Below are 21,026 nucleotides of genomic sequence, written 5' to 3'. Positions count from 1 at the left end.
TTTATTTACTTACTTTAATCATATAATCAATAAGATTTTCTAAATCTTTATCGCTTAAATCCATATTGCCGCCACGTGGTGGCATGGCATTAATTCCATCAATAGCATTTTGATATACCTGTTTTACTCCTTTTTGAATTACTTCACTCCATTGTGTAATATTACCTACAACAGGTGCTCCCAGCGCATCATTTGAATGACAAGCAGCACAACTTTGTGAATATATTTCTTTTATTTCTTCATCTTTGTCTTGATTTTTAATTTTTGGTAAATCTTTTTTTGTGGAAATTTTTGGGTCAAAACCAGTAATTTCATTTTTAATAAAAACAATTTTTTGTGTTTTACAGTTTGTCATACACCTAATACCTTGCGCTAATGGTGGTCTTTGTTCTTTTAAATCAGAACGTTCTGGTGATACGGGATAAAAACCATCCACATTTGGCATTTTAATTTTAAGAAATTTTTCTTTTGTAAGTACGTATTCATCTTCTAATTCTATACCCTCAATTTCTATTTCATTTACCGATAATAAATATGCTACGAGTGCATAGGTTTCATCATTGCTTAGACTTTTTGGATTATTAAAAGGCATTGAAGATTGGATATACCAAAATAAGGTACTCGCATAAGGCCAATAGGAACCAATGGTTCTCATAGGAGGTTGATCACCTGCTTCTAAGAGTTGGTTTTTTAAAGTACCTTGTCCGCCTGTTAAAGTAGGATAACCATTTCCTCCAGCACCAAAATCACCATGACAAGATAAACACTGAGCAGAATATAATTCATCTCCTTGTTCAACACTTCCTTGACCTTGCGGCAATCCTTCACCATCTGGCATAACATCTTTATTCCATGCTTTAATTTCATTAGGGGTGGGAGCTCTACCATGATTAAATTCACTTATATTTTGTTTGTTTAATAAATAAAGCGAATAATGCGTATTTGTTCGTGGATAAATAACTGAACCATCTATGTTTTTTTTAAGAACAACATTTGTGCTGGCAGATGTATAAGAAGCCAGCAACATACAGGAGCCAAGAATTAAAGCAAAACTTTTTTGTTTAAGAGCGAACATGTGCATTTTTAACCTCTCCTTTATTCGACACAAACCAACCTACAATTGGATTTCTGTGATAAATACCTTCTACTCCTACATTTTCTATAAGTTTGTTTATACTTGGTTGTATATGACCTGAGTCATCAATAGCTCTGCTTAAAAGCATTTTTTCTTTTGCATCCCATTTAATGATATAAGAAAATCGTGTCCAAGACTTAGGTAGAATGAGGCCTTTTAAAGAAGCCTCAATCCAATTTTTCCCCCCATCTAGTGAAATATCAACTGTTTTAATTGTACCTCTTCCACTCCAAGCAAGACCAGTTATTTCAATAATATCTCCTTTTTTTAAAGAGCTCCAAGGAACTTCTGGACAAGGGGAGGTAATAATTGAATTTACTTCCATGGGCCAAAAATAATTGATTGCTTTTCCATTTTTTTGAAGCATGGTATATTTTGAGGTTTCTTCTTTTGAATGCCAAGGTTTAGAAGAAAACTCTAAACGTTTTAACCATTTGACATTTAAATTTCCTTCCCAACCAGGAAGTAATAAGCGTACAGGATAACCTTGTTCAGCTCTTAAAGGTTCACCATTTTGGCCCCATACAAGCATGGCATCATCTAAAACTTTTTCAATAGGAATACTTCTTGCCATTTCAGAATTATCGCTTCCTTCTGCTAACATCCATTTGGCATTTTTGTGAAGCCCTAGTTCTTTTAAAACTACTTTTAAAGGTACGCCTGTCCATTCAGCTGAACTCATCATTCCTTTAACAAATTGTAAATTATCAAATTGTGGCCCTCTCCAGCCTGTAGATCCATTAGCAGGACATTCAATAAAATGAATTCTGCTTTCACTTGGATAACGTTTTAATTCTTCTAGAGTAAGTACCAGTGGTTTATCCAATAAACCATGAATCATGAGTCTAAATTTATGTGGATCTACTTGTGTTGTTCCACTGTGACTTCTATTAAAAAATAAACCATTAGGAGTAATAATACCTTCTTGTTGGTGCAAAGGGCTCATAGAAACTGTTGCGTATCTGTCCCCTGAGCTTAATAAATCATGTACACGTCTTACATTATTATGTTCATAAGGGGAGGGCAAACCATAATGGTTTTTATCTACTAAATCTCCGAGTTTTGTTCCCCATGAGGCTTGATCTATGATTGCAGGATCGTCCAAAGAACTTGCAGTAATTTTTATGGGAGCTAAAATGCTAGAACTTGCTATTAATGAAGCGGATAAAAAAGCAGTTTTTTTAAAAAAATCTCTTCTGTTTGTTGGTTTAATTTCGAGGTCTTTGCGTTTTTTTGTCATATATTTTCCTTCTCATGGAACATAAAATATTCAGAATAAAATCATATTGTAAAAAATAATTGTCCTAAATAAATTGGTGATTATTTATATCTCTTAAAGTATGTCACTATTATTTTAAGATGTCAATTAATTTTATAAAAAAATATTTTTTCATTAAGAACTGGAACTTGTGGCTAGAAATTTCTTTTAAAGTAGCCTATAAAAGGGACTTCAAGTAAGAAAATGATTATTTTCTTACTTGAGTAATTTGTTTTATTTTAATAATATAGCAAAATAGTCAAGATTTGATAGGTCAAAACTTATTTACCAAAACTAGTATGAAAATATCAATTGTTTTTAAGATTTTTAATAGATTGGCTTACATTGGTAAAGAGAAAGGTTTTTATTAAAATAATTTAAAAAAGCAAAATAGTCTTTTTTTTTGCTAAAAAATTGCAAAAGAAAATAAAAGTGGGTTTTGCTCTAATAATAATATAACTATGTATGTCGTATAATGCCAAACTTATTTAGATATAAAATATTATTACATAAAAGAGTTATATGATTGAACTAACAAATATATCAAAAAATTATGGGGAACAAGAACTGTTCTCTTCTTTAAATTTTCGTTTAAGTGCAGGTAATAGAATTGGACTTGTTGGACGAAATGGAAGTGGAAAATCTACTTTATTTAAATTAATTTTAGGGGAAGAGCATAGTGATGATGGAGCTGTCCATATTCCTAGAAATTATAAAATAGGAACCTTGCGTCAGCATCTATCCTTTTCAGAGAAAACACTTTTAGATGAAACAGCCCTTTCTTTAGCAGAAGATGATAAATTCTCTTTATATAAGGTTGAAAAAATACTCTTTGGTTTGGGATTTGAAGAAGAAGATTTACAAAAAGACCCCTTGTCTTTTTCAGGGGGATTTCAAATTAGAATTAATTTGGCAAAACTTTTATTAACAGAACCCAATCTTTTATTATTAGATGAGCCTACGAATTACCTTGATATTGTTTCATTAAGATGGTTAAAAATGTTTTTACGAAGTTTTGATGGAGAAGTAATACTAATTACCCATGATAGAAATTTTATGGACAGTATAACCACACATACCATGGGAATTGTAAGGAAGACTTTATCCCTTACAAAAGGAGATACACATAAGTTTTACAAACAATTGGCTTTGAATGATGAATTGTATGAAAAACAAAAAATTACTCAAGATAAAAAGATAAAAGAACTTGAAGAATTCATTGCGAAAAATAGAACCAGAGCATCTACTGCTGCTTTGGCTCAATCTAAGGTTAAAATCTTAGAAAAAATGGAAAAAATGGATGATTTAAATTCAGAATCAAGTTTGAGTTTTGAATTTAAATTAAAAACTACTCCTGCAAAAGTTTTATTAGATGTAAAAGATTTGAGTTTTTATTATAAAGAAAATGAAGTATTGTTTAAAAATATTTCATTTACTTTACAAAAAGGTGAAACACTAGGAATCATTGGAAAAAATGGTAAGGGTAAATCTACTTTATTAAATACTATTGCAGGTGAACTACAACAGCAAATAGGAAGTGTTGATTTCCATGTTAGCTCTTCTTTTGCACACTTTGGACAAACCAATATAGCTCATCTAAACCCAAAAAATACAGTAATGGATGAAATATATGTAGGAAATCCACGCCTTCCAGAATCAAGTGTAAGAAGTATTTGTGGGGCAATGATGTTCTCAAATGACAATGCTAAGAAAAAAGTCTCACTCTTATCTGGGGGTGAGAAATCCAGAGTAATGTTAGGACAAATTATTGCAAGAGAAGTAAATGTTTTATTTCTTGATGAGCCTACGAATCATCTTGATATGCAAAGTATTGATGCTTTAAGCAAAGCCATTAAAAACTTTGATGGTTCTTGTATTATTGTAACTCACAGTGAAGATTTATTACGAAAAGTATGTGACAGATTGATTGTTTTCTCTAATGGCGAAGCTGAACTCTTTGATGGAAATTATGATGAATTTTTAGAAAAAATTGGTTGGCAAGACGATATCGTAGAAGAAAAAGTAAAAACTGCACCAAAGATAAATAAAAAAGAGAATAAAAAACAACGTACGTTATTGATTAATGAAAGAAATAAACTCACCTCTCCATTAAAAAAGAAAGTGGAGAAACTTGAAAATGAAATAATGAGCATAGAAGAGAATCTTGAATTAGAACATGATGCTTTGGTACTTGCTTCAAATGCTGGCGATAATGCTAAGATTATGGATATATCAAGATTAGTAAGTGATTATGAAAAAGAAGTAGAAGCTAAGTTTGAACTTCTAGAGCAGAGTCAAAATTCATTTGATGAAATCAATGAAGAGTATGACAAAAAATTAGAAGAACTTTAGAGAAATAAAAAGCTTTAGCTTTTTATTTCTTGTGATTATCTACTGTTGTTGGAATAGTATTACCACTTGCTTGCAAACTTAAGGCTTGTGGGTATTTAATATAATGTTCTCTTACAACAAAAGCCAAAGCTTCTTTTGTTTTATTATCAATTAAACCCTCCTCATTTATAACCTCAATAATATTTTCTAATAACTCATCTTGCGGACTTCTTTGAATCTTAATCCATGAAGCTAACAATTTTTTATTAACATGAGTAGGTAAAGAAGCCATTATCCCAAGATTGTTTTGAGAATGTATTAATAATCCTGAGGTGGTACCACGATCAAGCGTTAAGACTTGAAATAAGTATAAAGTATGGTAGTTAAGCTGTTTTTGTTTTTCTTCTTTTGAAGGTGAGAGTTTTTTTTCTAAAGAAGTATTAAGAATATCAATATAGGTATCAATAATACCAAGCCCAAAGGTTTGTGCAAAATCATAATCTTTTACTTCATCATCGCTGTAATGGTTTTCTAAATAAAAATGACTTACGCCTCTGTGTTTTTTTAAGCTTGGAATATAAAAATATTTATCCCCTTGTTTAACCCCTTCATCAAAAAAATCTTTTGATAAATCTTTTAAAGATAATTTAAACGTCATATAATCTTTCTCATTAGTAAGAGATGGATTTAAATCCGCCATTATTCTCCAATACGATTTTTGATTCTTAATTTGTGTATAAGAAATATGTATATGAACGGAAGGAAGCAGAGGATTTTTTGGATGAATAATAGTAGAAATAGCCGTAGCACTTAAAAGGTTTTTATTGTCTTCTTTATCGTAATGTACTTGTGAGACATTAACAGAAGCAGTATTAAACAAATCAAAGTCTTTTGCTTGAAATCTGTTTCCTCCACCCTTGGTTCCTTCGTCTCTTAACCATGTGCTTTCTTCAAAAGCAAGATTGCTGCTGTGTTTTAAAGACAGTGCATTTAATTTTGAAACAAAATGTTTTTGAATATTAGTTACGAGTGTATAAGCATCGATCGCTTCTTTTGAAGTAGATAGTTGAATACTCATTAAGTACCTTTTGTATTAAATTTTTTACTTTTTTATTTTAGTATATTTTTACAAAAAGTACAATGATATAGGCAAAGACGCCTATAAAATTTTAGGAAACTTCTAATTGAGAAGATAAAGAAATATTTCCATCTTTTAAAATACAAGCTCTTAATCCTGCTTTATTTTCTAATCCTGTTAGTATATCTTTACTTGTTTTATCTGCTAGGCTTTCGCAAGGTTCACATAACTCTAAACCTTTTAATAATACATTTCCAATATAAAATTCTTTGTTTACTAAAGTATTTAGGTCACAATTTGAAATAACAATATTTCTTCTAAAATCACTGTACTGTAAAGTAAGATTAAATTCATTATTAAATGAATCAACTTTTTCTTTTTCTATTAAAGTGATTTCATTTTGAGGTTCTTCATCTTTGTCATAATATCTGTCTCCAAAGATACCTTTTCCTGCTTCTAAAACTGCTTCATTTACGTTCTGCATAACAGACTTTTTGTCTTTTGCAATTAAAATTTCAACGATTTTTCCTGACATAATAATACCTTTAAATTTTTTTGTACTTCATCATAACCTAAATAATATAAAATGTATTTAAAAGAAACAATATCTGTCTTAAAGGCAAATTGCTCTAAAATACGTGATACTGATACTATAACAAGGACCAACTTTGCCATTTACGCAATTTAATTTTAATAAAAACATCCTAGATGCTTTGGAAAAAAATAACTATTTAAAACCAACATTAATTCAAGAAAAAGTAATTCCTCTTATTTTACAAAAAAAAGACGTAAAAGCCAAAGCTCAAACAGGCTCAGGTAAAAGTGCTGCTTTTGTACTGCCTATTTTAAAAACCTTAAGTGACGATTATCAAAAAGGAAAACCAAAAATAAAAGTTTTGGTTTTAGTTCCTACGCGTGAGCTTGCTTTACAAGTAAGCCAAAGTTTCAAAACTTTTAGTGAATTTTATAGCAAAAAACCAGAACTGGTTACGTTTATTGGAGGCCTTAGTTTAGGCGATCAATTGCATGAAGTGCAAAAAGGTTGTGAAATCTTGGTTTCAACTGCGGGTCGTTTATTAGACATACTTTCTAAAAAACAAATCAATCTTTCTTTTGTAGAATTTTTTGTGCTTGATGAAGCGGATAAAATGCTTGATATGGGTTTTGAAAAAGAACTGGATTTAATTTTAAATGAATTACCAAAAGAGAGACAAAACCTAATGTTCTCTGCCAGTTATTCAAATAAAATGCTTGCTTTAATTCCAAAAATCACTGAAGAATATATTTCTATTGATGTTACTGATGAAATTTTGATTCCTTCCTCAATCACGCAAAGAGTAATAGAAGTAAATGAAAACAAACGTTCAGCTTTATTAAAACACTTATTAAAAACAAATAAATGGGACTTAGTACTTGTATTTATTAAAAGCAGAAGAGCTGCTGATAATATAGCTTTTAAGTTCAGAGAACTTGGTTTTGAAGCAGAGAGTTTTCATGGAGACTTAGAACAAGAAGAGAGAATCTTTACCCTAGAAGAATTTAAAGCAAAAAAAATACGTATCTTATTTGCAACAGATATTGCAGCAAGAGGACTTCATATTGATGATATAGAATGTATTGTTAATTATGATTTACCACGTGCTAGTGCTGATTATATACACAGAGTTGGACGAACGGCAAGGGCTTCAAAAAAAGGAGAAGCTATTTCTTTTATTGATTATGAAAGCATGGAACATTTTGAACTCATTAAAAAGCGTTGCAAATTAGAAATTACTCATGAAAGTATTGAAGGTTTTGAATTAACTGGGGTGATTAAAGAAAAAGTTAAAGGGCAAGAAGCAATAAAAGGCAAGAGAAAAAGTAAAAAAGACAAACTAAGAGAAGCCGCTTTAAAAGCCAAAAAAGACTAAGAAAAAACGACAAATAAAGACTCCCTTAGCGTGCCTTTTTGTACCCATAATAAAAAGGCACGTTTCTTTTGTGTATAAGCAGATGTTTCTTCTAATATTCTTTCATAAGAATACCATTGTTTGCACTTTTCTATATCGATTAACCAATCTTGTTTTTCAGGGAAAAAATAAAGACTGTCTTTATAGGAAGATTCACTTAAAAATGTATGAATATTGGTATAAAACCCTTTGATACAAAGAGCATTACATATACCTAAGTCTTTTTCTTCTTTATTTTTTTCTAAAAATATATTGCCTTTAAAACAAAGTTTTTGTTTGATTCTTTTTATATCTATGTTTTCTAAATAGGCTTTACTTTCTTTTTTATATAAAAGAGGAAGTTGTTTATTTTTTAGTTTAACTAAGCGCTTTTGCAAAGAATCATCGAAGTTTGGTCCCATACAAGCTAAAACTTCATTCTTTTCTTTTTCTAAAAAAACATAATATTTATAAATAAGTTCAATATGTAAATACTCTTTGTTTGTTTTATCTTCAAGAATATAATCAAGTTCACCTAGGGTATTTTTATTATGTATAATTTGAATGTTTTTTTTAATCATGGTATATCTGTCGTTTGTATTGATTAAATATTCAAAAAAATACTCAACTCGTTTTCCAAGAGGTAAATGCATTGTGGGCATGATGAGATTAAAATCTTCATAAGCTACAATATTTAAGTTCTTTGTTTGAAATATTTCCATGTCATTGATATCTTTGGTAAATAAAGAAAAAGTATTTACAAAACCGCAATATTGGTAATAAAGTCTTTTTTTATCTTCAAAATCCAATAACATTTATATCTCCTTTTTTGCAATTATAGCTATAATTAGCCAAGAATAAGAAATCCAGAATTAATACTGTAAATTCCAGATAAAAAGTATTCATTTTCTTAGGGAGCTAAAAATAATGTTAGAAGATAAAGTATATAAAGTATTCTTAAAATATGTAATTCCATCTTTATTTGGACTTTTGGCAATATCTTCTGCAAGTATCATTGATGGTTATTTTGTGGGAAATTATGTAGGAAGTATTGGACTTGCTTCTATTAATATCTCTTATCCTATTTTTGCTATTCTTTTTGGTTTTGGGCTTATGTTTGCTGTAGGGAACAGTGTTCTTGTTTCAAAATTAATAGGAGAAAAAAAGACACAAGATGCATCTAATTTATTTAGCAAAGCTATTATATCTGTTTCAGTTTCTTCTGTAGTTCTTTGTTTTTTACTGTATTTAAATATTGACAATATTTTTTACTTTTTGCAAATTGAAAATGAATTAAGGTTATCCTCCAAGTCGTATTTATCTGTCATACTTATATTCTTACCTTTTTTAATGAGTGGAATTGTTTTGGATTATTTTGTAAGGGTGGATGAAAATCCAAATTTATCTTTTATCGCACTTTTATTAAGTGCTGTAATAAATATTCTTTTGGATTATATCTTTATTGTAAAACTTGATTATGCAATCGAGGGAGCTGCATATGCTACTGGTATATCGCAAGCTTTCATAATTATTATTCTTCTTCCCCACTTTTTTTCTAAAAAAGCTAAGTTAAGGTTTATTAAACCAGAAGGCAGTTTTATGGATACTTTTAAAGCTCTTAAAAATGGGTTTTCTGAATTTATTAATGAATCTTCTGCCGGAATAACTGTTCTTATATTTAATTTTATGATGTTAAAATATTTAGGGAGTAATGGGGTAGCTGCTTACACAATCGTAGGCTATTTTTTAATGATAAATATTATGATTAGTTTTGCAATAAGTGATGGTTTGCAACCCATAATATCAAAACACTTTGGCGCCAAAGAGTTTCTTAGAATTAAGAAATTTCTTAAACTCGCATTTATGAGCGTTTTAGGAATTTCTTCTATTTTAGTACTTTTTGTTCTAAGTTATCCGGAATTGTTAGTCAATGTATTTTTAAAAGATGAAAACAGCGCAGAAACAACAAAAATCACTATTGAATTTTTACATTACACATGGCTTGCTTTTATCTTTATTGGTTTAAATATTCTTATTACCTCTTATTTAACAGCCATACATCAAGCGTTTGCATCTACTTGTATTTCTTTGTTTAGATCTTTGATTTTTCCTATTTTATTTGTAAGTGTTTTATCGTATTATTTTGGATTAAAAGGGGTGTATATTGCTTTGCCTTTAAGTGAAATATGTACTTTTGTACTTGCTTTTTATTTTTTTAAAAAACATTACAATCTTTCAATATGACATACTTCATAAGCCCAGTTAATTTTCTACTATAATAAAAAAATAAATTGATTTTGCTTTATTTATTTGATAAGCACTAAAGATTAAAGGAAAAAGAATGATACAAATTTCAAATAAAGAATTAAGACTTTTATGGTTAGATACAAATGCTTTGTTAAATACAAAAAAACAAAAATTAGATCTTCTTCAAATCATTAAAGACTTAGGTTTTGTACAAATTGATAGCATTCAAAACGTAACAAGAGCACAACACCATGTTTTATGGTCAAGAAACAATAACTACAAAGAACACATGTTGGATGATTTATTAGAAAAAAAAGGAAGTATTTTTGAGCACTTCACCCATGATGCCTCATTAATTCCACTAGAATATTTTCCTATGTGGAAAGGCCATTTTAAACGCACCAAAGAAAGATTGGATAAATCTAAATATTACAAAGACCTTTTGGATGAAAAGGGTAAAAATAACATAATAAGTAGGATTAATAATGAAGGTGCTTTACATTCAAAAGATTTTGATTCTACAATTATAGGTGAGAAAAAAATGTGGTCAAGATCTCTACATAAAACAACACTTGACTATATGTGGTATTGCGGAGAACTTACAACAGCGTATAGAAAAAGTTTTAGAAAATATTATGAACTCATTCATAATATAATTCCATCACATATTTTAAATAAAAAAATAAAAGAGGAAGAACAAATTTCTTGGCTTTGTTCGTCTGCTTTACAGAGATTAAGTATTGCAAGTGCGAAAGAGATAAAGAACTTTTGGGGATCATTAAGTATAAAAGAAGTGAATGAGTGGCTTAAAAATAATATGGATAATTTACTTGAGATTGAATGGGAAAATCATGAAGGAAAATATATAAAAAGTTTTGCATCTTTAGATATAAAAGAGCGTCTGGAAAATTTAAAAAGTACTAAAACCAGAGTACAAATAATCAATCCTTTTGATCCCTCAATTAGAGATAGAATAAGGCTTAAAAATATATTTGGTTTTGATTATAAAATAGAGATTTTTGTTCCCAAAGAAAAAAGAGTTTGGGGATATTATGTATACCCTATTTTGCAAGGAGATTCTTTTGTTGCTAGAATTGAAATACAAGCGAACCGAAAAATAAATGAGATGAGTGTATTGAATTTTTGGATAGAAGAGGGTGTTCTTTGGAATGACAAAGAAAAAGAAAAGTTAGATGTAGAACTAAAAAGTTTCGCTTCTTTGGTTGGTATTGATAATGTAAGGTGGCTTGCTTAGTTATACGAAGTGTAGTATATTAAAAAAGACTGGGAATATTAAAATAACTTAGTAGTTTTTTAGCATGAAAAGAGAACTATCCAAAATCTGAATTTTTTATTTACGCAGATTTTGAACAATGAATTCTTTTAAATTATGGAATTAAAAACTTTCCCATTCTTGGTTATTTTGACTTGTGTTTATTGATAAAGGATTTTTTAGTGATTGTTCGAGAGCTCTTTTTTCTTTTTTAGTATAACTTAGATCTACGTCTTTTTGACGTATGTTTCTATTTTCTGCAAGATTTAGGTCTTTTTCTGTTTTTCGTTTTTCATTGCCTTTAAATGCTAAATCGAGATTATTTTCTCTTCTATTTACAATGTCATTTTTTCCTCTAAATTCTTTTTCATTTGTTATTTGAACAATTTTTTTAGAAATATTTGAGGTGTTAGTAGCTATATCAAAAGTTTGATTTGCTGCATGTGCAATATCTTGTGTTTGTTGTTCTTGTTGCGCTACTGCTATGTTAATTTGTTCAATACCCAGTTGTTGTTCTTTAGAGGAGTTTGCAATATCATCAATGTGTGTTAGTGTTTTTTTAATAGTATCATTAAGTTCTTTGTATCCAATAATCATACTTTTTGATATTTCTTTTCCTTTGGATGCTTTAATGTTTGCATTATTAACTAAGTCTTTTATTTCTTTTGCTGCTTGGGCTGATCTGTTTGCTAAGTTTCTTACTTCTTGAGCTACTACTGCAAAACCTTTTCCTGCTTCCCCCGCTGTTGCTGCTTCTACTGCCGCGTTCAGAGATAAAATATTTGTTTGAAATGCAATTTGATCTATAACTGTAATTGCTACACTAATAGAGCTTACTTCTTCATTTATTTCATCCATTGAAAGCATGGTTTTATTTGCTAATTCTTGACCCTCTTTAGTAGCTTTAGTTAAAGAACCAGCATAGCTTGACATTAATGAAATTGAATTATTGTTATTTACGATAGTACTTGTAATTTCTTCTAAAGAAGCAGCCGTTTCTTCTAGTGAACAAGCAGCTTCATTTGAACGTTGATTTAAGATATGAACATTGTTTAAGAGATCTGTTGAGGATGTTTCCAGTGTTATTCCTACTCTTTTATTATCAACTAACATTTGCGTAATAGAATCTCCCAAAGAATTAAGATTTTCTCCCAGTTTCAATAAATGATCTTTGCTGTTTTTTGTATCAACTTTATTAAGATAATTGTAATGTGTATATTCATTTAATACCACTAATACATTGTTGATATTGATTTCAAAATTATTTGCCATTTTATTCAATAACAATGTAAGTTCATTTAATGCAGGATTTGATATTGTTATATTAATTCTTTGAGATAAGTTTCCAAGCTCTAATTCTTTAAGTAATAGTATTGTTTTTGATACTAACTCAATCTCTTCATCAATTAATTTTTTACTTTTGATTATATTGAAATTAACTTTTTCTGCCATAACTCCTATTTCATCTTTTGAATCAATATTAATAACTTTTATATCATTTGTTTCTTTATTTAAATAAGAAAAAAAGTTTAATAAACCTTTTTGAAACTCTTCAATAGGTTTGATTATTGTAATATTCGAAATATAAATAATTAGCAAAGAGATAACTATACTGCTTAGAATGGTAAGTACTAATATTTGCCATATAATTTTATTAATTTCAACTTCCGTGTTTTTTTTCAAAAGCGAAACTCTTTTTTCTATATTATCAACATAAGCACCCGTCCCAATAACCCAGTTCCAAGCTTTAAAGTTTTTAACATAAGAAAACTTTTCTCTGTTTTTCGTTTTATCTTGATTTTGCCATGAATATTTAACAATCGCTCCCTTTTCATGCTTTAGACTTTTTTCAATCATTTCTTTGAAATAATACTTTGAATTTGCGTCTTTTTTATTAAGTAGGTTTTGACCAATTAACTCTGTTTTGTAAGGATGCATTAACATTATTCCACTTGTGTTATTAATCCAAAAATAACCGTCTTTCCCATATTTTAGTAAGGATATTTTTTTCAGTACATCCTCTTTTAATTTGTTACTTACATTATCAATATAAGCACCTGTTCCTATAATCCAATTGTAAGGTTTAAAAACCCTCACCAAAGATGATTTTAAAGCCTCTTTTTGGCTTGTAGGATTGTAAAAAGAATATTGAATAAATTCTTTTTTTGTAGAGGATTTATGTAATGCATTAATAGCCAAATCCAAGAAAATAAAATTTTTATTGTTTTTAAAATTTTTATTATTTAATTCTTTTTTAATGGGATGCATTAATATCGTATGATCAAAATCATTAATCCAAAAATAACCTGCTTTTCCATATACAGAAGATTCAACTATTTTTGTAATTCTTTTTTGTAATACGTCTTTACTTTCTTTATCTTTATTTTCTTCATAAAGTTTTGTAATAATAGAGAATAAAAAATCTGATTGTAAACTTAGTTGCTCTTGTACATCTTTTTCACTTTTTGAATAAGAAGAATCAATCATTTTATAAGCCAAAGAGATATAATTCTTTAATTCTTTTTCTTTTTCCTCAAAAGCAGATTTTTTGTAGTTTTCGATATTCATCTGACTTAATACATTTATTGCATAAACAGATTTAGCTGCAATAATACTTGAAATTATAATAATAGTTGATATAACGATTATTAATAGTTTGTTTCTAATTCTTAAATTTTTAAACACTTTATTCCTTTATCTTGATAACGATTATTAATATTGTATATTACATTAATTTTCTTAATTTAAATTTAATAATATGCTAAATATCAAGTAATTTAAGATATTAATAATCAAATAATGACATAGTTTCAGGTAAGTAACTTAAAATATAATTTTGTAATTAGCTAAAAAACTAACTGTAATAACAAGCATATAATTTTTATTTTTAATGTGTCTCTGCAGTCAAATCTTATGTTAAAAGCTAAATATTCAATAAATGTCGTAGTTTTTTAATAAGTAAATACTCAAAGTGAGAAAGAAATTAGATTAGTGTTTTTAATTTCTGGATTGAAGAGGGCGTTCTTTGGAATGACAAAGAACAAAAAAAGATGAATTTTGAGTTGAGAAGTTTTGCTTCTTAGCTTGTGATTGATAATGTAAAGTTGTTTTCTACTGAAATATATTAAAGCTTTAAAAGGTTTAATATAATTATGTTTAAGAGCTCGTGAAAGCTAACGCATTCGTTTTTTTCTTTCTTAATAGTAAGAAAGAAACAAAGAAGTAACTGACACATTGATAAAGCCCTTCGGGTACCTAAATATTTCATTTCTTAGCTAGGTTCAAAAACTTATATAATGAGATTATGTGAATATGTTAGTATATTTGCATAGAGAGTGCAAGCACAAGAACGAGTTTTACAGAGCAGAAAGAAGAAAACAATAAACGAAGGTAGCTTTAAAATATTTTATTGAAAGATTGAAACTCTATTTCTTCCACTGTTTTTAGCAGCATATAAAGCTTTGTCAGCTTTATGTAAGACACTATTAATATTCTTGTCTTCTTTTTTGTTAAATTCATATACCCCAAGGCTAATGGTAAAATTAATCTTTGTAGTACTTTCTTCAAAAATTGTTTTTTCAACTTCTTCTCTGATTTTTCTAGCAAGAATATTAGCCTGAGTAGCACTTGTATTTGGAAGTAAAATCGCAAATTCTTCTCCCTCAACTCTTGCAATAGTATCACTTTTTCTTACTAAACTCATTAGTTTATTTGCTAATAAAATTAGTATTTTATCACCTATAATATGTCCGTGAGTATCATTGATATTTTTAAATTTGTCAATATCAATCATTATTACACTTAATGACTCTTTTGACCTATTCGTTAATTCAAGAATTGAGTCTGAAATAATTGCAAAGTGTCTTTTATTATACATATTTGTTAGAGGGTCACGATTGGCTTGCTCTTTTAGTTTTTCAAGTAAAAGATTCTTCTCTTTTGCTAATTCACTTAGTTCAAAATTTGACTTATTCAAAAGTACTTGAGTTTTTTTAAGTTTACGGTTAAATGCAATTAATTTAATTGTAAATACGGTAATAAGTATAAGCATTACAAGACCAGAAAAAAAAGCATAAAGAAGCCAAGTAGGGATATTAATTGGTTTGTTTTCATACAAAAAATTCTTTGATATTTTATAGTCTTTTTTTAGTAAGTCCAAAGAAATATAGGTATTGGCAATATTTTTCCAGCGAACAGGATTCATATAACCTATTTCTACTAAATCAGGTTTAACTAAAGCTGTCATTTGTTTGGCTTGAAAGACAATATTTTCTTTAGAAAAACTTGGACTATATTTTCTCATAATAAGATTTATAATTTCACTTTGGTGCGTAAGCGCATAGTCCCATCCACGCATACTTGCTTTAAGAAAAGCACTCGTTCTTTTTGGATGGTTTTTGATTTCTAATTCTGAGGTAAAAAGATTATCTCCATAAAAATCGATTCCCACACTTCTTGGGCTAAAACGTTGATAAGTGAAATTTCCAGCATTTAAAAAATAAGGGTCATTTGTAAGATAACCCGACATGGCTTTTATTTTACCTGCTATTAAATCTTTGCCATTAAAACTATGAGGAATTAAATTGATTTTATCTAAGGGAACATTTTCTTTTTTTAAATATGCAAATAATTCATCTGCATCAGACTCAATCATCACTGTTTTTCCAATTAAGTCTTTAAGTGAGTGAATCTCTGAGGATGCAAAAATTTGGTAGGGTGAGTGTTGAAAAATAACAGCCAAAGCTACTACAGGTAAACCTTTTGCTCTTGAAAGTAGTAAACTGCTTGTTCCTACACCATATTGTACTTTTTGCGCTAATACTTTTTTAACAACATTTGTAGAAGAATCTGCTTCTATAAATTCTACTTTTAAACCTGCTTCTTTATAATAACCTTTTTCTTTTGCTGCATAATATCCGGCAAATTGAAAAGAGTGGGTCCATTTTAGTTGAAGGCTTACATTCTCAAGAGAATCATTGTTTGCAATAAGTTGTGAGGATAAATAAAGAAAAGAAAAGAACAAGCATTTAAATTGCAAAATATTAGGCCTTATTTAAAATATATTTAAACTAGAAATTTGATTTAAGTATATCCATATTATTGAAAATATAGTTTAATTCAAAAGATCAAAAGTTTAGAAATAATAAATATTTAGTCTTTTCTATTCTTTACTTTTAAAAGAAATAAGAACCAAGATATATTTAGAAACTTTAGCTTAAATGATAGTATTTACGGTATTAAAGATGTGATTTATTTTAGAATTTATAATAATAATAAAAATTGTTAATTTTCTAATTCAAAGCGTATCACTATTTTAGTATACTAATAATAATTTATTAAAGTGTACTCAGAGCTAAAAAAACATGATGATATTAGAACAGAAAGTCTAGCTAGTAAAAGTTAAATATTAAGTAAAAAAGGTCTAAATAAAATGACACAATTCTTAGAAGAAACAAGTATTATTGATTATTCAAATAAAGAAATACAAAAAATATCAAAAAATTTATCACATGATTGTAAAACAGATGTTGAAATAGCAAAAAAGTGTTTTGAATATGTGAGAGATAATATAAACCATAGTGGGGATTATAAAGACAATATCACTACTTGTAAAGCAAGTGATGTATTAAAATATAAAACGGGTTGGTGTTATTCTAAAAGTCATTTATTAGCTTCACTATTACGAGCGAACAACATTCCTACGGGTTTTTGTTACCAAAGATTAAGTTATAAAAAAGATAAAAAAGATATTTATTTTCTTCATGGACTCAATGCTATATATTTAAAAGATTTTGGTTGGTATAAAGTAGATGCAAGAGGAAATAAAAAAGGTATAGATGCACAATTTAATCCGCCCCTTGAGAAACTAGCATTTGAATTAAAAGAAAATGAATTTGATTTACCCAAAATATATGATGAGCCACTAAATATAATTATTCAAGCATTAGAAAAACATACAACATATAAAGAGATGATAGATAACATGCCTGATATTGAACCCAATGATGAAATAATTCTTAAAAAAGAAGTTTAAAACATAATAGGTTCTAATAAGAAGAAAATAGCTCTTAACTCGAAGCTTGGGAAGGAAAATACTAAATATGTCTGCGAAAAAAGAATATGATGACAAGGGATATGTTATTTTACGTAACTTCCTTAATGCTGATGAACTATTATCTATTACTAAATGTGTGAATCGTATTTATGAGTCTTGGATGAATAAAAATAGGGCAGAAATCTTTGAAAATCAATTAGTGAATATGCATTCTTTAAGTAAAAAAGAATATTTTAAAAATAACTCTCAAGATAGACTGGCTTTTTTTAACGCTATTTCTATAGAAAAAATAGTTAATTTACTTGAAAGTATGTTTGGCTCCGAAATTTATTTTCATAATACACAAGTGTTTTTTAATCCCTTAAATGAGAAACGTCTTCCTTATTGGCATAGAGATATGCAATACAGTTCCATAGCTGATGATATACAAAAAGAACAGCAAAATAAGATGCTAAGTTTACATATTCGAATTCCTTTAGAGAAAGAAAAAGGCTTAGAATTAATTCCTGGAAGTCATAAACGTTGGGATAACGAATTAGAAAAAAATGTAAGATTAGAGTTAAATGGGCATCATAATAATGAAGAACTTCCAAATGCTAAACTCATCGAAGTAAATACAGGAGATATGGTAATCTTTTCTTCTCAAATGATTCATCGTGGCAATTATAATCTTAATACTTCACGAAAAGCATTTGATCTTTGTCTTGGCAACTATCATAAATTGAGTTTTGATTTTTTTGATGAAAAAGTATTGCCAAACAAAGAAGAAATTAAATTAATTAAAAATAAACAATGGTTTGTTTGTGCTAATGAGAATTTTATTAAAGGAATTGCATGAAAAAAATCTTAGTATTTTTATTTTTTACCATCTTTACTCTTTTTTATTCTCAGGCAGAAGAAATGATTTTTAAACATGGTTCAAGTAATTTATCTGGACATTATTTCAAAGCTACGAATGGTAAAAAAGCAAAAGCTGTTTTGCTTTTTGTTCATGGGGATGGTGCTATATCCTATGATGCTGAAGGTTATTACCGTTTTATCTGGAATGCATTAAGAAAAAACGGTTATGCTATTTTTTCTTGGGATAAACCAAATGTAGGCGACTCAACAGGTAACTGGCTTAATCAAAGCATGCTTGATAGGCAAAGTGAAGTACTTGCAGCCATTGATTTTGTGCAAAATAAATATCACTTTAATTCCTCAAATACAGGTCTGCTTGGCTTTAGTCAAGCAGGTTGGGTCGTACCAGCCCTTGCAAAACAAAATTCAAAAATTGCTTTCCTTATTGGGATTGGCTTTGCAAGTAATTGGATTGAGCAAGGACGCTACTATACAAAAATCAAACACCAATTAGCAGGTGAGAATAAAAGTCAAATTAGCAAAGCTTTAGTTTCATATACTAAGGATATTTCATTTTTCAAGCAGGCTTTATCCTATAAAGAATACTTAGCGTTCTCAAACGAAGAATCAATGACAAAAGAACGTTACTTATTTGTATTAAATAATTTAAACTCTGATGCAAAGGAGGATTATTTAAACATAAGTGTTCCAAGTTTATTTTTGTGGGGAGAGAAAGATTTAAATGTAAATGCAAAAGAAGAGTTTGATTCATGGAAAGTTAAAAACAATGCTTTTATAAGTACAAAATTAATAGCTAATGCTACTCATGGAATGCTTAAAGCAGACTCTTTTTCTAAACAAAATTTTGGATTCTTTGAATGGGTAAAACTTATGTGGTTAGAAGAAGATGCATTTGTAAGTGAATTTATGCCAAGTATTTTAACTTGGTTAAATGATCTTAAGGGTTTAGATCTATCTCCTGCTAAAAATTAGCTTAATAAAATAAAAGGAATTATATGAATGAAGTAGGAACATTGACATTTTTTTGTGGAAAAATGGGTGCTGGAAAATCTACTAAAGCAAAAGAACTTGCACAAGAGAAGAATACAATATTAATATCAGAAGATGAATGGTTAGCTACTCTTTATCCTAGTGAAATTTCATCTTTTGATGATTATATTAAATACGCTGCTATTTTAAGACCCTTAATAAAAACTCATGTACAGAAAATTCTTTTAACAGGAACAAATGTAGTTTTGGATTTTCCTGGTAATACTGTTAAACAAAGAATATGGTTTAAAAAACTTAGTGAAGAAATAAAAGTTAATCATAGTTTAATTTTTTTAGATATTAGTAATGAAAGATGTTTAGAACAAATATCTAAAAGACGAAAAGAACAGCCAAAACGTGCGACTTTTGATACAGAAGAAATGTTTCATCATGTCACTAAGTATTTTGAAACTCCTACAGAAAAAGAAGGCTTAGAACTTACAATAATTAATTAAGTATAAGGAATAAACAAAGGTGAATACAAAAGATTTAGTAGAAAAATATCAACCTTATTTGTATAACTTGGCTTTACGATTGGTTTATTATCCACAAGATGCACAAGACTTAAGTCAAGACGTGTGGATTAAAATTCTTAAATCAATTGATAGTTTTGAAGAAAAATCTGATTTTAAAACCTGGTCTTATAGAATCATGATAAATCATTTTTTGAATCAAAAAAGAAAATACTCTGAATTAACGTTTGATGATTTTGAAAATACTATGGATAATATGAGTGACGAACTTTTATCAGTAGAATACGATGAAGGCTTTAAAAAAGTATTAATCAATGAAGCAAAGGTTGGTTGCATGATGGGTATGCTTTTATGTTTAAATACTGAACAACGAGCCATCTTTGTACTTGGAGATATTTTTGAAATCAAAAGCCATATAGCTTCTGAAATATTTGATATCACAAAAGATAACTTTAGAAAAAAATTATCAAGAGCAAGAAATGATTTGTACCATTTTATGAATAATCAATGCAGTTTAATCAACAAAAAGAATCCCTGTAAATGTGAATTAAAAACGAAAGCACTTATTAAAGAAGGTTATGTAAATAAAGACAATATTCTCTTTGATTTAAAAATACAAAAGAGTATGAAAGATAAATTGCAAATATTATCAGATAACTTGGATAATACAATAGAAAATTCCTATAAAAATTTGTATCAAAATCATCCCTTTATCGATATAAATGAAAAAGAATTTGGAGAAAGTATCTTAAAAAATAAAGAAATTAAAGAAATTTTTTCTTTTTAGTGTCACAGATGAGTTTTTGATGTGTCTAAGTAGATAGAGATATAAAAATCTCAATTAATATTAAGGCTCAAGATGACAAATTTAACAAATATAGGTAATTTTGCAGGAATGGAATTTGCAAGATTTAAGTTAAAAGAAGGTGTTTCAGAAGAAACAATGTTAGAAATTATAAAAGAAGTGGATGCAAATTTTTTGCAAAAAGAAGAAGGTTTTTTAGGGCACGTAACATTAAAAGGAAGTGATGGAATATATGCCGATGTTGTATTTGCAAGCAGTCAAGAAAAAGCTCAAAAAATTTGCGGAAAGTGGATGGACAATGAGTTTGCTTTAAAATATATCGAACTTATAGATGAAGAAAGTGTTGATATGACATTTTGGGATAGAATTAAATAACACAGTAAAAAATATGTAGAATATAGCTCTAGAAATTTTGAAGGACTAAGCTCAATATTAGTTTGAGGTGAAACTTCATTATATTTTGAGTTTAATGAAATTAATACTCCTCTTTTCTTCTTTAGTCCAAAATTATTAGGTCAAAATAGTTTAAATTTTTATCAATCACAAGAAACGG

At 28.4% G+C, this 21,026-nt stretch carries 17 protein-coding genes; 10 read left to right on the top strand and 7 right to left on the bottom strand.

Features of this window, described 5'->3' with window-relative positions; genetic code table 11:
- Position 1 precedes the first annotated feature (1 nt).
- Together HRT41_13410 and soxC are read right to left on the bottom strand one after the other, a co-directional pair.
- A complete protein-coding gene (locus HRT41_13410; protein NQY25020.1) occupies positions 2-1,081 on the bottom strand; it encodes a c-type cytochrome in 1,080 nt (359 codons plus the stop codon).
- Positions 1,062-2,375 carry a sulfite dehydrogenase gene (gene soxC, locus HRT41_13405; protein ID NQY25019.1) on the bottom strand — a complete coding sequence of 438 codons (1,314 nt, stop codon included), beginning with the start codon at positions 2,373-2,375 and terminating at the stop codon, positions 1,062-1,064. The genes HRT41_13410 and soxC overlap by 20 nt, the downstream gene beginning before the upstream one ends.
- 540 nt (positions 2,376-2,915) lie before the next feature.
- On the opposite strand from soxC, the gene HRT41_13400 reads away from it, so the two are divergent.
- A complete protein-coding gene (locus HRT41_13400) occupies positions 2,916-4,745 on the top strand; it encodes an ABC-F family ATP-binding cassette domain-containing protein (GenBank protein NQY25018.1) in 1,830 nt (609 codons plus the stop codon).
- A gap of 22 nt (positions 4,746-4,767) precedes the next feature.
- On the opposite strand, the gene HRT41_13395 is transcribed toward HRT41_13400, so the two are convergent.
- Positions 4,768-5,802: a coproporphyrinogen III oxidase gene (locus HRT41_13395; protein NQY25017.1), complete on the bottom strand. Its 1,035-nt coding sequence runs from the start codon at positions 5,800-5,802 to the stop codon at positions 4,768-4,770.
- Between the two features lie 91 nt (positions 5,803-5,893).
- A complete protein-coding gene (locus HRT41_13390; protein ID NQY25016.1) occupies positions 5,894-6,337 on the bottom strand; it encodes an MOSC domain-containing protein in 444 nt (147 codons plus the stop codon).
- Positions 6,338-6,470: 133 nt separating this feature from the next.
- Between HRT41_13390 and HRT41_13385 the strand changes: the two genes are divergently transcribed.
- Positions 6,471-7,712 (top strand): DEAD/DEAH box helicase, encoded by a 1,242-nt coding sequence (locus tag HRT41_13385; GenBank protein NQY25015.1) that lies wholly within the window; start codon positions 6,471-6,473, stop codon positions 7,710-7,712.
- On the opposite strand, the gene HRT41_13380 is transcribed toward HRT41_13385, so the two are convergent.
- On the bottom strand, positions 7,709-8,545 hold the full coding sequence (locus HRT41_13380; protein ID NQY25014.1) for a DUF1853 family protein: 837 nt from the start codon (positions 8,543-8,545) through the stop codon (positions 7,709-7,711). The genes HRT41_13385 and HRT41_13380 overlap by 4 nt on opposite strands.
- 112 nt (positions 8,546-8,657) lie before the next feature.
- On the opposite strand from HRT41_13380, the gene HRT41_13375 reads away from it, so the two are divergent.
- Both HRT41_13375 and HRT41_13370 read left to right on the top strand, forming a co-directional pair.
- Entirely contained in the window at positions 8,658-9,974 is a 1,317-nt protein-coding gene (locus HRT41_13375; GenBank protein ID NQY25013.1) for an MATE family efflux transporter, read from the top strand.
- A 97-nt stretch (positions 9,975-10,071) separates the two neighbouring features.
- Complete coding sequence (locus HRT41_13370) at positions 10,072-11,232, top strand: winged helix-turn-helix domain-containing protein (GenBank protein NQY25012.1); 1,161 nt, start codon at positions 10,072-10,074, stop codon at positions 11,230-11,232.
- Positions 11,233-11,373: 141 nt separating this feature from the next.
- On the opposite strand, the gene HRT41_13365 is transcribed toward HRT41_13370, so the two are convergent.
- Both HRT41_13365 and HRT41_13360 read right to left on the bottom strand, forming a co-directional pair.
- Entirely contained in the window at positions 11,374-13,935 is a 2,562-nt protein-coding gene (locus HRT41_13365) for a cache domain-containing protein (protein ID NQY25011.1), read from the bottom strand.
- A gap of 721 nt (positions 13,936-14,656) precedes the next feature.
- Complete coding sequence (locus tag HRT41_13360) at positions 14,657-16,288, bottom strand: diguanylate cyclase (GenBank protein NQY25010.1); 1,632 nt, start codon at positions 16,286-16,288, stop codon at positions 14,657-14,659.
- A gap of 393 nt (positions 16,289-16,681) precedes the next feature.
- Here HRT41_13360 and HRT41_13355 point away from each other — a divergent pair, with 393 nt between their 5' ends.
- The 6 genes from HRT41_13355 to HRT41_13330 all read left to right on the top strand — a co-directional run bounded on the left by HRT41_13355 (position 16,682) and on the right by HRT41_13330 (position 20,848).
- The gene (locus HRT41_13355; GenBank protein NQY25009.1) at positions 16,682-17,284 is read left to right on the top strand and encodes a transglutaminase family protein; all 603 of its coding nucleotides are present in this window, start codon (positions 16,682-16,684) and stop codon (positions 17,282-17,284) included.
- A gap of 67 nt (positions 17,285-17,351) precedes the next feature.
- Positions 17,352-18,143 (top strand): phytanoyl-CoA dioxygenase family protein, encoded by a 792-nt coding sequence (locus tag HRT41_13350; protein NQY25008.1) that lies wholly within the window; start codon positions 17,352-17,354, stop codon positions 18,141-18,143.
- The gene (locus HRT41_13345; GenBank protein NQY25007.1) at positions 18,140-19,138 is read left to right on the top strand and encodes an alpha/beta hydrolase; all 999 of its coding nucleotides are present in this window, start codon (positions 18,140-18,142) and stop codon (positions 19,136-19,138) included. Before HRT41_13350 ends, HRT41_13345 begins: the two co-directional genes overlap by 4 nt.
- Before the next feature lie 23 nt (positions 19,139-19,161).
- The gene (locus tag HRT41_13340) at positions 19,162-19,650 is read left to right on the top strand and encodes an ATP-binding protein (protein NQY25006.1); all 489 of its coding nucleotides are present in this window, start codon (positions 19,162-19,164) and stop codon (positions 19,648-19,650) included.
- A gap of 19 nt (positions 19,651-19,669) precedes the next feature.
- Positions 19,670-20,455, top strand: a complete 786-nt coding sequence (locus tag HRT41_13335; GenBank protein ID NQY25005.1) for an RNA polymerase sigma factor — start codon at positions 19,670-19,672, stop codon at positions 20,453-20,455.
- 72 nt (positions 20,456-20,527) lie between these two features.
- Positions 20,528-20,848: a hypothetical protein gene (locus HRT41_13330; protein NQY25004.1), complete on the top strand. Its 321-nt coding sequence runs from the start codon at positions 20,528-20,530 to the stop codon at positions 20,846-20,848.
- Positions 20,849-21,026: the final 178 nt, after the last annotated feature.

The organism is Campylobacteraceae bacterium, assembly GCA_013215945.1.
GTDB lineage: Bacteria > Campylobacterota > Campylobacteria > Campylobacterales > Arcobacteraceae > NORP36.
The sequence above is the reverse complement of the archived record's forward strand: the minus strand, read 5'-3'. Positions and strand labels throughout refer to the sequence as shown.